This is a genomic window from Citrobacter sp. wls708, assembly GCF_005281255.1.
GTDB classification, from domain to species: domain Bacteria; phylum Pseudomonadota; class Gammaproteobacteria; order Enterobacterales; family Enterobacteriaceae; genus Citrobacter; species Citrobacter werkmanii.
Map to the genome: position 1 here is coordinate 466245 of NZ_SZXE01000016.1, position 14526 is coordinate 480770.

Sequence of the window (14526 nt, forward strand, 5' to 3'; positions counted from 1 at the left end):
ATCTTTTAATGATGAATAGCTCCTGGGTTAAAAACGCCATCAATGAAATCAACGCGGATTATCAGCGTTCTGCGGATACGCATCTCATTCGTCTGTCGCTCCCGGCGTTTCCGGGCATTCAGCTCTATTTAAAAGATGAGAGCACGCATCCGACCGGGAGCCTGAAACATCGTCTGGCACGCTCACTGTTTCTGTATGGACTGTGCAATGGCTGGATCAAAGAAGGCACTACCATCATCGAGTCATCATCCGGCTCAACGGCGGTTTCCGAAGCGTATTTCGCCCGTCTGTTAGGATTACCGTTTATCGCCGTTATGCCTTCGTGTACTGCGAAACGTAAAATTGAACAGATTGAGTTTTACGGCGGGCGCTGTCATTTCGTGGAAAGCGCCTGCGAAATTTATGCGGCTTCTGAACAATTGGCGCGTGAGCTGAACGGCCATTACATGGATCAGTTCACTTACGCTGAGCGCGCCACCGACTGGCGTGGTAACAACAATATTGCCGACAGTATCTTTCGGCAGATGCAATGCGAGCCCAACCCCGTTCCCCGGCATATCGTGATGAGTGCCGGAACCGGCGGCACCTCGGCGACCATTGGCCGTTATATTCGTTGTCAGGGTTACGACACTCGTTTGATGGTGGTGGACCCGGAAAACTCGGTCTTTCTGCCCTTCTGGCAAGATCGCGATGCAACCTTACGCAGCCCGGTAGGTAGCAAAATCGAAGGTATCGGTCGCCCACGCGTAGAACCGTCTTTTATTCCTGATGTGGTCGATGAAATGCTGCGCGTGCCGGATGCCGCCAGCGTGGCCACCGCGCACTGGCTGGAGACGCAGCTAGGCCGTAAAGTTGGCGCCTCAACCGGCACCAACATGTGGGGAGCATTACAACTTGCCGCCCGTATGCGCGATGCAGGAGAAACGGGATCGCTGGTGACGTTGTTGTGTGACAGCGGCGAACGTTATCTGGAAACCTATTACAACCCGCAGTGGGTCGACGCGCACATCGGGGATTTAACGCCGTGGAAAGCGGAGCTGGCTCAACTCCTGAATACCCACTAATCAGACAAAAAAAAGCCAGACGCGAAGTCTGGCTTGCTGGAAGGGATCTCTCATTCGGGGGAATAAGGTAGATGCGGATTGTCCAGCCAATGCGTCAAAAAGTGTGATACTGCCTGATTACGGCAATGCCCAATCACCGATAAATGAGGCAGTTCAGCAATCAGTTGCGGCATCGCGTTACCCATAATCAGGCCGCGCCCTACGCTACTTAACATTTCGCGATCGTTCATGGCATCGCCAAACGCCATACACTCGGCCATTGAATAACCTAAGTGGTTGCTTAATACCGCCAGCGCAGAACCTTTATTACATCCCAGCGGCAGCACCTCGAGGCAATCAACCGCGGAGAAACAGAGATTCGCCTGTTCACCCAGTGCCTCATTGAGTTGAATGCGCAGACGGATCAGCGTGTCATGATCGCCGCAGAAACAGATCTTCGTTACCTGGTGGGCGGGAATACGTTTCACATCCACGATCTGGTAACGAAATCCGCTATACACATGCGCCTGAAGCAGCGCTGGAATTTCTTGTCCGGTGAACCAACCGTTGTCATTAAAGACATGCATGCTGGCCGTGGTGTCCCACTTCTGGTGCAATACACTATCCGCAACATTCGGATCCAGATCCTGGCGGTGCAGCACATCACCCTCCAGCGAGTGAATGCGCGTACCGTTACCCGTGATTAAAAAGGCATCCAGCGAAATAGAACCCAGAATGTGGCGCATCTCCAGCACATGGCGACCGGTGGCAAATGTCAGAGTGATATCACGTTCACGCAGGCGCGCCAGCGTTGAAAGCGTTTCATCACCTAAATGGTGATTCGGCATCAAAAGAGTGCCATCCATATCAAATGCAGCCAGACGAGCCATTTCTTTCTCCACACTGTGAGGCGGTTAACTTGTGATTCAGTATCACCTGAGATATACGGAAGTAATAGTGAATAGATAAAATGAATTGTTCCGGGTTTTCTGCGTAAAAACCGTTAACGGGCACCTTGAAGGATAAAGTATCAATGCGTCTGCTTAATCGCCTGAACCAATACCAACGCCTGTGGCAGCCCTCGAACGGGGAGCCGCAGTCGGTGACCATTGGCGAACTGGCTGAACGCTGTTTTTGCAGCGAACGCCACGTGCGAACCTTGTTAAAACAAGCGCAGGATGCAGGCTGGCTGGAGTGGCACGCCCAATCGGGGCGGGGTAAACGCGGGCAGCTACGCTTTTTAGTTACGCCGGACTCGCTACGCAATACCATGATGGAGCAGGCGCTGCAAAAGGGGGAACAGCTTAGCGTGCTGGAGCTGGCCCAACTGGCGCCGGGTGAATTAAGAACCCTGCTACAACCGTTTATGGGCGGTCAGTGGCAAAACGACACGCCAACCCTGCGTATCCCCTATTACCGCCAGCTCGACCCTTTGCACCCCGGATTTCTCCCTGGCCGCGCAGAGCAACATCTCGCCGGGCAGGTATTCTCTGGCCTGACCCGGTTTGACACGCATACACAACGCCCCTGCGGTGATTTAGCTCACCACTGGAATATCTCCGCCGACGGCCTGCGTTGGGATTTCTATATTCGCTCCACGCTGTACTGGCATAACGGCGATGCCGTCAGCAGTACGCAGCTACATCAGCAGTTGCTGAAGCTGTTAGAACTACCCGCGCTGAATAAGCTGTTCATCAGCGTCAAACGTATTGAGGTGACCCATCCCCAGTGTCTGACCTTTATTCTGCATCGTCCCGACTTCTGGCTGGCGCATCGTCTGGCAAGCTACAGCAGCCATTTGGCGCATCCGGAACATCCGTTTGTAGGTACAGGTCCATTCCGGTTGACGTTGTTTACCCCTGAGCTGGTGCGTATCGAGAGTCACGATCACTACCACCTGAGTCATCCACTCCTGAAAGCGATCGAATACTGGATAACTCCGCAACTCTTCTCCCAGGACTTGGGCACCAGCTGTCGCCATCCGGTGCAAATAGCGATAGGTAAACCCGAAGAGTTGCCCATGCTAAGCCAGGTGAGCAGCGGGATAAGCCTCGGTTTTTGCTATCTCACGCTCAGAAAAAGTGCGCGCCTGAATACCTTGCAAGCCCGCCGGCTGGTCAATATTATCCATCGCTCTTCCCTGCTACAAACGCTGGAGGTAGATGAAAACCTGATAACCCCAAGCAATGCGCTGCTGCCTGGATGGACGATCCCGCAATGGGATGAGTTGAACGAGGTAGCGCTACCGGAAAAACTGACGCTGGCGTATCACCTGCCGGTTGAACTACATGCCATGGCTGAACAGCTTCGCCAGGCGCTGGCGCTACTCGGCTGTGAATTAACGCTTATATTTCATAATGCTAAAAACTGGGACGGTAATCATCCTTTAGCGCAGGCCGACCTGATGATGGGAGACAGACTGATTGGCGAAGCGCCTGAATATACCCTCGAACAGTGGTTACGTTGCGATCAACTGTGGTCACATGTACTCAATGCGCCTGAATACACGCACTTGCAAACCACGCTGGATGCCCTGCAAGTCCAGGCCAATGAAGACGATCGTCACGCGGCGTTACAGCAAGTGTTCGCCACGCTGATGCATGATGCCACGCTGACTCCGCTGTTCAATTATCACTATCGTATTAGCGCGCCACCGGGCGTGAACGGTGTTCGCCTGAATCCTCGCGGCTGGTTTGAGTTCACCGAAGCCTGGTTACCGCCCCCTTCAGCATGAAGAAGCTGGTCGACACCACGTCCAGGCGCTACCATATGGGTTTCGTTATTTGTCAGGAAAAGCCATGAAACGTGCCGTTGTTGTATTCAGTGGAGGTCAGGACTCCACGACCTGTCTGGCGCAAGCGCTACATCAGTATGATGAAGTGCACTGCGTGACCTTTGATTATGGTCAGCGCCATCGCGCTGAGATTGATGTCGCACGTGATCTGGCCTTAAAACTCGGCGCGCGTGCGCACAAAGTGCTTGATGTCACGCTGCTTAGCGAACTGGCTGTCAGTAGCCTGACTCGTGATAACATTCCGGTGCCTGATTACGAACCGGATGCGAACGGCATTCCCAATACCTTTGTGCCCGGACGCAATATTTTGTTTTTAACGCTGGCGGCGATTTACGCATATCAGGTACAGGCAGAGGCGGTCATTACCGGCGTTTGTGAAACCGACTTCTCTGGATATCCCGACTGTCGCGATGAGTTCGTCAAGGCTCTGAACCATGCCGTGAACCTGGGGATGGCAAAAGATATCCGCTTTGAAACTCCGCTGATGTGGATCGATAAAGCCGAAACCTGGGCACTGGCCGATTACTGGGGCAAGCTGGACCTGGTACGCGAAGAAACGCTGACCTGCTATAACGGTATCAAAGGTGACGGTTGTGGTCACTGCGCGGCCTGTAATCTGCGCGCCAACGGTCTTAACCATTATCTGGCGGATAAACCGGCAGTGATGACGGCGATGAAGCAGAAAACCGGGTTAAAGTAATGGGTTGAGCGATGCCGGATGGCGCTTTGCTTATCCGGCCTGCAAGCACTCACAGCCACTACTTTACCATCAGTTCCAGTTTCTCGCGCAATTCTCCTTCCAGCGGTAGCGCTTTTTGCGTTTTCAAATCAATACAGACGAAGGTAATCAACGCATCTGCTACCACCTGTCCTTCCGGCTCCAGGGTGATAGTCTGGTTCAACACGCCGCTTTTGCCATTTAACTGCTGTACCTGACTGGTAACAGTCAGCAGGTCGCTCAGCACCGCCGGACGGCGATAGTTGATATTAATATTCACAACCACAAAAGCGATGTTGTGAGCGGTCATCCACTGAAAGCTGTCGCTGTTTTCCAGTCCATCCCAGCGTGCTTCTTCCAGAAACTCAAGATAACGGGCATTGTTGACGTGCTGATAGACATCAAGATGATAACCACGGACTTTGATTTGTGTTTGCATAGCGCAGAAACCTTACGTTTTTTTATATGTACATATTCAGGGTGAAGAGGTCATAACTGGTATGACCTCTATAGTCTGGCAAACTTTCAGCGCTCTGCAAGTTATTAAAGTGTTAAAACTGCCAGGTTACGCTCTACCAAAGAACTTCCCATCCCCGGCACCTGCTTTAAATCATCGACCGTTTTAAATGGCCCGTACTCTTCTCGATAGCTGACAATGGCCTGGGCTTTTTTCAGTCCGACCCCATTCATCACTCGCGCTAAATCCTCCGCAGAAGCGCTGTTGATGCTTACCCTGGTGCCTTCATCATCGCTTGCTTTAGCGGGTTGCGTAGCCTTGCTTTGCGCCACTGTGGAAGCATCCGTTTTGGTTTGAGTCGCCTGGTTTTTGGCAACGGGCTCTGCAGCCAATGCGCTTTGGGCCATAGCGCTGCAGGTCAATGAAAGGGTGATAAGCAGGGCTTTGATTCCATGTTTCATACTGTTTTCTCCGTGTTTGTTAACAGTGGAATCACGATAGCGAGGTGCGGAACAGCAGACAAACGGCAAATAACAGAAATGGAAAAGGCCGCGAAAGCGGCCTTTGGTTAATACAACTTTTTGCAATTTTTTGCGAGCAGCCTCGGTTATTGCTGTTGCTCCAGCGCGTCACCGATTTTAATTTTTGCGGCTTTACGCAGGTTGCTCATCAGCGCTTCAAACACAATCTGCGCGTTGTTCTGGGTGATCCCCTGAACCATCGCTTTCTTCTGCGCTTCAGGCATCGAACCCGCTTTCACTTCGTCCAGCGCCAGCAGAACAACGTTACCCTGCATATCGTTCGCCACGCCGTAGCTCGGTTTGTCTTTCGCTGGCAGGCTCAGACCAAAGGCTGCCTGGCTCAAAGGATCCTGTCCAGTGCGGCTCAGCGTTTTCGCCTCACCAAAGCTCAGACCCGCCGCTTTCATCGCTTCATCGCCTTTACCGGCTTTCAGGTCCGCCAGCAGTTTATCAGCATCCAGCTTAGCCTGTTGCTCTGCTTTATTGTGCTTAACAAGCGCAGTAACCTGCTCTTTCACTTCAGCCAGTGGCTTAACGGCTTCGGCTTTGTGCTCTGCAATACGCAGCACAAACGCGCGATCGCCATCCACGGTAATGATGTCAGAGTTACTGCCAGGCGTACCGTTCTCGCCAACCAGACCCCCATTGAAAATGACGTCAGCGACGGGTTTGAAATTCAGCTCTTCCGGCAGACTGTTACGGCTAAACCAGCCCGTTTCAACCGCTTTCATACCGGCAGCTTGCTCCGCACCCGCCAGGGATTCGTTATCGTTGCTGGCTGCATCGCTCACTTTCTGCTGCAGCGCATAGTACGCATCCAGCGCTTTTTCCTGCTTCACTTTCGCCGCAATGTCGTCACGGGCTTCGCTCAGCGGTTTAACCTGCGCAGGCTGTACGTCATCAAGACGCGCAACGAGGAAACCAACGGAAGATTTAATCACACCGGACAGTTGGCCTTTGTCTTTCAGGCCGGCATTTTTCAGCTCATCCGGAGTGGTGGAATCCTCCAGCCATCCCATATCGCCACCTTTACGGGCAGAGATGATGTCGGCTGATTTTTCTTTCGCCAGCGCAGCGAAATCTGCGCCTTTGCTCAACTCATCCAGTACCGCTTTAGCTTCATCTTCCGTTTTCGTCTGAATAATGCTGTAGCGGTTACGCTGCGGCTGAGTGAACTGGTCCTGATGCTGGTCATAGTAAGACTGAATATCAGCATCGCTGGCCGTCTCCTGCAGTGCAGCAGCGTCCAGCTTGATGTAGCTCACGCGGAACTGTTCCGGCGTCATGAAGTTGTTTTTATTCTGCTCGTAGTAGCTGGCAACTTCCTGCTCGGTAACGGATTGCTTCGCGGCAAGCGCGTTAACGTCAATCGTCGCCTCACGCACGATACGCTGCTGTGCGACCAGCGCCGCCAGCTCATCGGTTTCGCCTTTCAGCATGAAGTCCGTACCGGCAACGCCGTTGATCAACTGCTGGGTAGTAAGCTGATTACGTAATGCCTCAGCGTACTGATCGGCGGTCATTCCCATTTGATTAACAATCGCATTGTAGCGGTTGTTATCAAATTTGCCGTCCACCTGGAAAGCAGGCGTGGCGAAAATAGCCTGTTTAACCTGATCGTCGCTGATATTGAGCTTCAGCTCGCGGGAGTATTGATCCAGCAGCGCTTCGTCTACAAGACGATTCAGCACCTGCTGACGCAGCGTTTTCATATAGCCTTCATTCGCCGCCAGCTCAGAGTATTGATCGCCCAACTGTTGCTGCATGCGGTTACGTTCGCTATTGAACGCATTCTCGAATTGCCCGCGGCTGATCTCCTGGCCATTCACTTTGGCGGCGTAATTGTTGCCCCCGCCAATCAGGTAACCACTCACGCCGGTCAAAATGAACGACACGATAATGATACCGAAAATAATCTTGAGCACGAGACTGTTAGCAGCCGTGCGTAAGCTGTCCATCATGGTGTAACCACACTCCGCTGTAGATGACTATACGCGTTATCCTTCAAGCCGCCTGCACGTTGTTACAACAACGGCGGCAAGGATTTTGAGTATATATGCTTCACGCAGCATAGCGTTTCCTGAACGCTGCGCACAAAGGCCTATTGTGACAAGAAACGGGGGCAATTGTCAGCCCACAACACGTAGAAAGTACCGGAATCAGAAATAAAAAAGGCACATCAGTTGATGCGCCCTTGTACTTCGTCACATCCCCAAAGGGGAAATCACTTAGTTTACCGCGTCTTTCAGTGCTTTACCTGCACGGAAGCCCGGTACTTTAGCCGCGGCGATGGTGATCTCTTTACCTGTTTGCGGGTTGCGACCAGTACGGGCAGCACGCTCTTTAACGGCAAAAGTACCAAAACCTACCAGCGCTACGTCATCGCCTTCCTTCAGGGATTCGGTAACAGAAGCAATAATTGCATCTAACGCACGTCCAGCCGCAGCTTTAGAGATATCAGCCCCTGCAGCAATTTTGTCGATCAGTTGAGATTTATTCACTCTTCTCTTCCTCTTTTATAATTTATATCGCACCTGAATCCTTCAAAGCGCGACCGCGCAGCAGTTATATCAGGCCTGCCATGCCCTTACAACACCCGTTAATGATGGCAAGCCTAATCCGTCATCTAAATTAGCTATACAAAAAAAGGCTGGCAAGTCCGAAATGGCCTGCCAGCCCTGTTTTTATTAGTGCTCTTTGCGCGAGGTCACTATTTTGCGGTCACAACCTGCATTCCAGAGGGTTCATTTTGCAGCGCAAGCGTCAAAACTTCCTCGATGCGTTTCACCGGATGGATGTCCAGATCGGCAATCACGTTGTCCGGAATCTCTTCCAGGTCACGTTTGTTTTCATCTGGAATTAAGACCGTCTTAATGCCGCCACGGTGCGCCGCCAGCAGTTTTTCTTTCAAACCACCGATTGGCAGCACCTGACCACGCAGAGTGATCTCGCCGGTCATCGCCACATCGGCGCGTACCGGGTTACCGGTCAGACAAGAAACCAGCGCGGTACACATGGCAATACCGGCACTTGGACCATCTTTCGGCGTCGCCCCTTCTGGTACGTGAACGTGGATGTCGCGTTTTTCGTAAAAGTCCGGATTAATACCCAGTTTTTCCGCGCGCGCACGCACCACGGTCAGTGCAGCCTGAATAGACTCCTGCATTACCTCACCCAAAGAACCGGTGTAGGTCAGCTTGCCTTTACCCGGAACGCAGGCGGTTTCGATGGTCAGCAGATCGCCGCCCACTTCCGTCCACGCCAGACCGGTCACCTGACCGACGCGGTTTTCGTTGTCCGCGCGACCATAGTCAAAGCGCTGTACGCCCAGGTAGTCGTGCAGGTTGTCGCCATTGATCACAATATGTTTCAGTGATTTGTCGAGCAGCAGCTGCTTCACGGCTTTGCGGCACAGTTTAGAGATTTCACGCTCCAGACTACGCACGCCCGCTTCACGGGTGTAGTAACGAATAATGCCCACAATGGCGCTATCGTCGACCGTAAGCTCGCCTTTTTTCAGCGCGTTACGCTCAATCTGTTTCGGCAACAGGTGACGTTTAGCAATGTTCAGCTTCTCGTCTTCGGTGTAGCCGGACAGACGGATCACTTCCATACGATCCAGCAACGGCGCCGGAATATTCATGGAGTTCGAAGTCGCAACGAACATCACGTCGCTGAGATCGTAGTCCACTTCCAGGTAATGATCGCTGAACGCCACGTTCTGCTCTGGATCCAGCACCTCAAGGAGCGCGGAAGCCGGATCGCCACGCATGTCGGAAGACATTTTGTCGATCTCATCGAGCAGGAACAGCGGGTTTTTAACGCCCACTTTGGCCATTTTCTGGATCAGTTTACCCGGCATCGAACCGATATAGGTCCGGCGGTGACCGCGAATTTCAGCCTCATCACGTACGCCGCCAAGCGCCATACGGATGTATTTACGCCCGGTCGCTTTCGCGATGGACTGGCCCAGAGAAGTTTTACCTACCCCCGGCGGCCCAACCAGACACAGGATCGGCCCCTTGATTTTGTTCACACGGCTTTGAACCGCGAGATACTCAAGGATACGGTCTTTGACGCGTTCCAGACCGTAATGGTCGGTATCGAGGATTTCCTGCGCCTGACGCAGGTCTTTTTTGACCTTGCTACGCGCATTCCACGGTACCTGTACCATCCAGTCGATGTAGCCACGGACCACGGTCGCTTCCGCCGACATCGGAGACATCATTTTCAGCTTCTGCAGCTCTGCTTCGGCTTTCTCTTTTGCCTCTTTCGGCATTTTCGCCGCGTCGATTTTGCGTTTCAGCGCTTCGTTTTCGTCCGGCGCATCATCCATCTCGCCGAGTTCTTTCTGAATAGCTTTCATCTGCTCGTTCAGATAGTACTCGCGCTGGGATTTTTCCATCTGCTTCTTCACGCGGTTGCGAATGCGTTTCTCAACCTGCAGCAGATCAATTTCGGATTCCATCATCGCCATCAGATATTCCAGACGTTCGTTAACGTCGGACATCTCCAGCACGGACTGCTTGTCTGCCAGCTTCAGCGGCATGTGCGCAGCGATGGTGTCCGCCAGACGCGCGGGATCGTCAATGCTGTTCAGCGACGTCAGCACTTCTGGTGGGATTTTCTTGTTCAGCTTGATATAGCCTTCGAACTGGCTGATAGCGGTACGCACCAGCACTTCCTGTTCGCGCTCATCAATGGCAGGCGAGTCAAGGTACTCCGCTTTTGCAGAGAAATGCTCGCCGTTGTCAGACAGCGCAGAAATACGCGCGCGCTGTAACCCCTCGACCAGCACTTTTACGGTGCCGTCAGGCAGTTTCAGCATCTGCAAAATAGAGGCCACGGTCCCGACGGTGAAAAGATCGTTTACACCCGGCTCATCCGTTGACGCTTCTTTCTGTGCGACCAGCATGATTTTTTTATCATGGTCCATAGCCGCTTCCAGACAACGGATAGATTTTTCCCGCCCTACAAATAAGGGTATGACCATGTGCGGATAAACCACCACATCGCGCAACGGCAATACGGGGATTTCAATGCGTTCAGAACGCTCAGGATTCATAGAGCTCTCTCTTAGTTTAGTGTCCGCCAGGTAATCAGGTGGTACGACTGTGCTTCACACCACCTTTAACATGTATGTCAGTATATGGGGATGTTTCCCACACATTCAACGCCATGTTTACGGAAAAATAAAAGGGGAGATAAAATCCCCCCTTTTTAATTAAATGTCTGTATGAATTGATGAATTATTCGCCAGATGCCTGCTGTGCTTCCGGCTTACCGTAAATCAGCAATGGCTTGCTCTGACCGCCAATCACCGACTCATCGATCACCACTTTTTCGACGTCTTCCATCGAAGGCAGATCGTACATGGTGTCAAGCAGCGCGGCTTCGACGATAGAACGCAAACCACGGGCACCGGTTTTACGCGCCATCGCTTTCTTGGCGATAGCATCCAGCGCTTCCTCACGGAACTCCAGATCGACACCTTCAAGGTTGAACAGCGCCTGGTACTGCTTGGTCAGGGCGTTTTTCGGCTCTTTCAGGATCTGGATCAGCGCTTCTTCACTCAGTTCGCTCAGCGTTGCCACCACCGGCAGACGACCGATGAACTCAGGGATCAGACCAAATTTGATCAGATCTTCCGGCTCCACCTGCGACAGCAGCTCACCTTCGCTGGCTTTATCAGACTGCGCTTTTACCGTTGCGCCAAAACCAATGCCGGAGCCGGTTTCAACACGGTTAGCGATCACTTTGTCCAGACCAGCGAACGCGCCACCGCAGATAAACAGGATCTTGGAGGTATCAACCTGCAGGAACTCCTGCTGCGGATGTTTACGTCCCCCCTGCGGCGGAACGGCGGCAACCGTACCTTCGATCAGTTTCAACAGCGCTTGCTGTACGCCTTCGCCAGAAACGTCACGGGTAATGGACGGGTTGTCAGACTTACGAGAAATCTTGTCGATTTCATCGATATAGACGATCCCGCGCTGCGCTTTCTGTACGTCGTAGTCGCACTTCTGCAACAGTTTCTGAATAATATTTTCAACATCTTCACCCACATAACCGGCTTCGGTCAGCGTGGTGGCGTCAGCCATAGTAAACGGAACGTCCAGCAGGCGCGCCAGCGTTTCAGCCAGCAGCGTTTTACCGGACCCCGTCGGGCCAATCAGCAGGATGTTACTTTTGCCCAACTCGACGCCATTGCTGGTGTCGCCGTTGCGCAGACGTTTGTAATGGTTGTATACCGCGACCGCCAACACTTTCTTCGCCTGTTCCTGACCGATAACGTAATCGTCCAGGTGATTGCGAATTTCATGTGGCGTCGGCAGCGCACTGCGTTCACGGTGCGGTGCTACTTCCTTAATCTCTTCGCGAATGATGTCGTTACACAAATCGACACATTCGTCGCAGATATACACGGATGGACCGGCAATCAGCTTCCGCACTTCATGCTGGCTTTTGCCGCAAAAAGAGCAGTACAACAATTTGCCCGAGCCATCTTTGCGTTTATCTGTCATGGGTCAAAACCTCTTCTTTGTTCTTTGTGCCGCACACGACGACGCAAATGCCATTCTCAGGCGCAAGACGCTAGTCAGCGTTGTGCCGCTCCAGGTAATTATAGCGGCACACCTGCGCACTGGGCATTAATTACGATGGGTCAAAATCGAGTCGACCAGACCGTACTCTACCGCTTCAGAAGCGGAGAGGAAGCGATCGCGCTCGGTATCACGTTCAATCTGCTCAAGAGATTGACCCGTATGATGCGCCATAAGTTCGTTCATGCGCCCTTTTACCTTCAGGATTTCGCGGGCATGAATTTCAATATCCGTTGCCTGGCCCTGGTAACCGCCCAGAGGCTGGTGGATCATGACGCGAGAGTTAGGCAGGCAAAAACGTTTACCTTTCGCCCCGGCAGTCAGCAGGAACGCGCCCATTGAGGCCGCCTGGCCCATACAAATGGTGCTGACGTCCGGCTTAATAAACTGCATGGTGTCATAGATAGACATCCCGGCAGTGATCACCCCACCAGGGGAGTTGATGTACAGGTAGATATCTTTTTCCGGGTTTTCTGCTTCCAGGAACAGCATCTGCGCCACAATCAGGTTAGCCATATGGTCTTCGACCTGGCCAGTCATAAAAATGACGCGTTCCTTAAGTAGACGAGAATAGATATCAAAAGAGCGCTCACCACGTGAGGTCTGTTCAATGACCATCGGCACCAGCGCCATATGGGGTGCAAAGTTATCTCGTTCGCCGCTGTATGACATTTCCGTCTCCTGGATAAAATTTGAAAAAACCTGCTGTGCTGATTGTAACCTTATGGACGGATTATCAGCTAGTCCCTCAGTAATGGGTACGACATCGCCATAATTCAAGCATAACAATCTTTTGTTGTAACGCTAACACTGAAACGCTGTTTTCGCACTCTTCCCATGCAAAATGCGTGACAAAAAAAAACCCGCCACCAAAAGGTGACGGGCTTGCGTACGAAATTCGTGCTACAAAAGCGACGAATTACGCCTGCTGGTTCATCAGCTCGTTGAAGGAAGTGGCTTTTTCAGTCACTTTCGCTTTCGCCAGAACGGCTTCAACAGCTTGTTCTTCCAGAGCGACGTTACGCATGTTGTCCATCAGCTCTTTGTTTTTGCTGTAGAACTCAACAACTTCTTTCGGATCTTCGTAAGCAGAAGCCATCTCTTCGATCAGGCCTTTAACGCGATCTTCGTCAGCTTTCAGCTCGTTGGTGCGAATAACTTCGCCCAGCAGCAGGCCTACAACTACGCGACGCTTAGCCTGTTCTTCGAACAGTTCACGCGGCAGTTCCAGAGCTTGTTTCTCGTTACCGCCAAAACGCTGCGCAGCCTGACGACGCAGAACGTCGATTTCGCTGTCGATCAGAGCAGCCGGTACGTCGATGTCGTTAGCTTTTACCAGACCTTCGATCGCCTGAGACTTAACGCGGTTACGCACAGCGCCTTTCAGCTCGCGTTCCATGTTTTTACGTACTTCAGCACGCAGACCGGCTACGGAACCGTCTTCAACGCCGAAACGTTTGATGAATTCTTCAGTCAGTTCCGGCAGTTCGCGTTCTTCAACTTTCTTCAGGTTGATAACGAACTTAGCGGCTTTACCTTTCAGGTTTTCAGCGTGGTACTCTTCCGGGAAGGTCACGTCGATAGTGAACTCTTCGCCAGCTTTGTGGCCTTTAACGCCTTCTTCAAAGCCTGGGATCATACGACCCTGGCCCATCGCCAGTACGAAGTCAGACGCTTTGCCGCCTTCGAACTCTTCACCGTCTACAGAACCGGTGAAGTCGATGGTTACACGGTCTTCTGCATCAGCAGCGCCGTCTTTATCTTTCCAGGTAGCCTGCTGCTTACGCAGAGTGTCCAGCATTACATCAACGTCAGCGTCGGTGACTTCAACAACCGGTTTTTCAACTTCGATTGCTTCCAGGCCAGTCAGCTCTACTTCCGGGTACACTTCGAACTCTACCGCGTAAGTAAAATCTTCACCCAGCTTGTATTCACCCGGAACGTAGTTCGGTGCGCCAGCCGGATTGATTTTTTCTTTGATGATCGCGTCAACGAAGTTGCGGCTCATCAGGTCGCCCAGCACGTCCTGACGCACGGAAGCGCCATAACGCTGAGCAACAACATTCATCGGTACTTTTCCTTTGCGGAAACCGTCAATACGCACTTTCTTCGCTACGTTGACCAGCTCGCTTTTCACAGCGGTCTCGATGCTGTCAGCAGCGATAGTAATCGTTACACGGCGGCCAAGGCCTTGAGTGGTTTCAACTGAAACTTGCATCTTGTTACCTCAAAAAATCACAGTGCTCGGTCAACTCTTCTCCGCAAGCACAGGTTGTTGGCTTCGCGGAACTGGGATGTTCTCATAAGCAATCACATTCCCTGTCGTCAGAATCATCCCGAAGACATTCCGAAAAATAAGACGCGCATTATAGCGGCATCACTTTTATGAGT

Annotated in this window: 12 protein-coding genes; 3 read left to right on the forward strand and 9 right to left on the reverse strand. The window is 52.2% G+C overall.

The window, feature by feature from the left end; translation table 11 throughout:
* Positions 1 to 8 precede the first annotated feature (8 nt).
* On the forward strand, positions 9 to 1064 hold the full coding sequence (locus FDW97_RS11940; protein ID WP_110498633.1) for a PLP-dependent cysteine synthase family protein: 1056 nt from the start codon (positions 9 to 11) through the stop codon (positions 1062 to 1064).
* Positions 1065 to 1114: 50 nt separating this feature from the next.
* Here the strand turns inward: FDW97_RS11940 and cof are convergent, their stop codons facing one another.
* Positions 1115 to 1933, reverse strand: a complete 819-nt coding sequence (gene cof, locus FDW97_RS11945; RefSeq protein WP_069323962.1) for an HMP-PP phosphatase — start codon at positions 1931 to 1933, stop codon at positions 1115 to 1117.
* A gap of 143 nt (positions 1934 to 2076) precedes the next feature.
* Between cof and FDW97_RS11955 the strand changes: the two genes are divergently transcribed.
* Both FDW97_RS11955 and queC read left to right on the forward strand, forming a co-directional pair.
* On the forward strand, positions 2077 to 3777 hold the full coding sequence (locus FDW97_RS11955; RefSeq protein ID WP_137351079.1) for an SgrR family transcriptional regulator: 1701 nt from the start codon (positions 2077 to 2079) through the stop codon (positions 3775 to 3777).
* Between the two features lie 64 nt (positions 3778 to 3841).
* Positions 3842 to 4537, forward strand: coding sequence for a 7-cyano-7-deazaguanine synthase QueC (gene queC, locus FDW97_RS11960; protein WP_137351080.1), 696 nt, complete (start codon positions 3842 to 3844; stop codon positions 4535 to 4537).
* Between the two features lie 58 nt (positions 4538 to 4595).
* Here queC and fadM read toward each other — a convergent pair whose 3' ends face one another.
* The 8 genes from fadM to tig form a co-directional block, all read right to left on the reverse strand.
* On the reverse strand, positions 4596 to 4994 hold the full coding sequence (gene fadM, locus FDW97_RS11965; RefSeq protein ID WP_038638282.1) for a long-chain acyl-CoA thioesterase FadM: 399 nt from the start codon (positions 4992 to 4994) through the stop codon (positions 4596 to 4598).
* 104 nt (positions 4995 to 5098) lie between these two features.
* Positions 5099 to 5473 (reverse strand): helix-hairpin-helix domain-containing protein, encoded by a 375-nt coding sequence (locus tag FDW97_RS11970; RefSeq protein ID WP_137351081.1) that lies wholly within the window; start codon positions 5471 to 5473, stop codon positions 5099 to 5101.
* A 146-nt stretch (positions 5474 to 5619) separates the two neighbouring features.
* Positions 5620 to 7494, reverse strand: coding sequence for a peptidylprolyl isomerase (gene ppiD, locus FDW97_RS11975; RefSeq protein ID WP_137351082.1), 1875 nt, complete (start codon positions 7492 to 7494; stop codon positions 5620 to 5622).
* Positions 7495 to 7761: 267 nt separating this feature from the next.
* A complete protein-coding gene (hupB, locus tag FDW97_RS11980) occupies positions 7762 to 8034 on the reverse strand; it encodes a nucleoid-associated protein HU-beta (protein WP_003021629.1) in 273 nt (90 codons plus the stop codon).
* Positions 8035 to 8243: 209 nt separating this feature from the next.
* Complete coding sequence (gene lon, locus FDW97_RS11985; protein ID WP_038638272.1) at positions 8244 to 10598, reverse strand: endopeptidase La; 2355 nt, start codon at positions 10596 to 10598, stop codon at positions 8244 to 8246.
* Positions 10599 to 10782: 184 nt separating this feature from the next.
* Entirely contained in the window at positions 10783 to 12057 is a 1275-nt protein-coding gene (clpX, locus tag FDW97_RS11990) for an ATP-dependent protease ATP-binding subunit ClpX (RefSeq protein WP_003831013.1), read from the reverse strand.
* Positions 12058 to 12183: 126 nt separating this feature from the next.
* The gene (clpP, locus tag FDW97_RS11995) at positions 12184 to 12807 is read right to left on the reverse strand and encodes an ATP-dependent Clp endopeptidase proteolytic subunit ClpP (RefSeq protein ID WP_032939995.1); all 624 of its coding nucleotides are present in this window, start codon (positions 12805 to 12807) and stop codon (positions 12184 to 12186) included.
* Between the two features lie 247 nt (positions 12808 to 13054).
* Positions 13055 to 14353 carry a trigger factor gene (gene tig / locus FDW97_RS12000; protein ID WP_003021622.1) on the reverse strand — a complete coding sequence of 433 codons (1299 nt, stop codon included), beginning with the start codon at positions 14351 to 14353 and terminating at the stop codon, positions 13055 to 13057.
* Positions 14354 to 14526: the final 173 nt, after the last annotated feature.

Coding starts and splice junctions, on each gene's coding strand:
- clpP (WP_032939995.1), bottom strand. CDS start 12,807: ATGTCATACAGCGGCGAACGAGATAACTTTGCACCCCATATGGCGCTG.
- queC (WP_137351080.1), top strand. CDS start 3,842: ATGAAACGTGCCGTTGTTGTATTCAGTGGAGGTCAGGACTCCACGACC.
- FDW97_RS11970 (WP_137351081.1), bottom strand. CDS start 5,473: ATGAAACATGGAATCAAAGCCCTGCTTATCACCCTTTCATTGACCTGC.
- cof (WP_069323962.1), bottom strand. CDS start 1,933: ATGGCTCGTCTGGCTGCATTTGATATGGATGGCACTCTTTTGATGCCG.
- lon (WP_038638272.1), bottom strand. CDS start 10,598: ATGAATCCTGAGCGTTCTGAACGCATTGAAATCCCCGTATTGCCGTTG.
- FDW97_RS11940 (WP_110498633.1), top strand. CDS start 9: ATGATGAATAGCTCCTGGGTTAAAAACGCCATCAATGAAATCAACGCG.
- ppiD (WP_137351082.1), bottom strand. CDS start 7,494: ATGATGGACAGCTTACGCACGGCTGCTAACAGTCTCGTGCTCAAGATT.
- clpX (WP_003831013.1), bottom strand. CDS start 12,057: ATGACAGATAAACGCAAAGATGGCTCGGGCAAATTGTTGTACTGCTCT.
- FDW97_RS11955 (WP_137351079.1), top strand. CDS start 2,077: ATGCGTCTGCTTAATCGCCTGAACCAATACCAACGCCTGTGGCAGCCC.
- fadM (WP_038638282.1), bottom strand. CDS start 4,994: ATGCAAACACAAATCAAAGTCCGTGGTTATCATCTTGATGTCTATCAG.
- tig (WP_003021622.1), bottom strand. CDS start 14,353: ATGCAAGTTTCAGTTGAAACCACTCAAGGCCTTGGCCGCCGTGTAACG.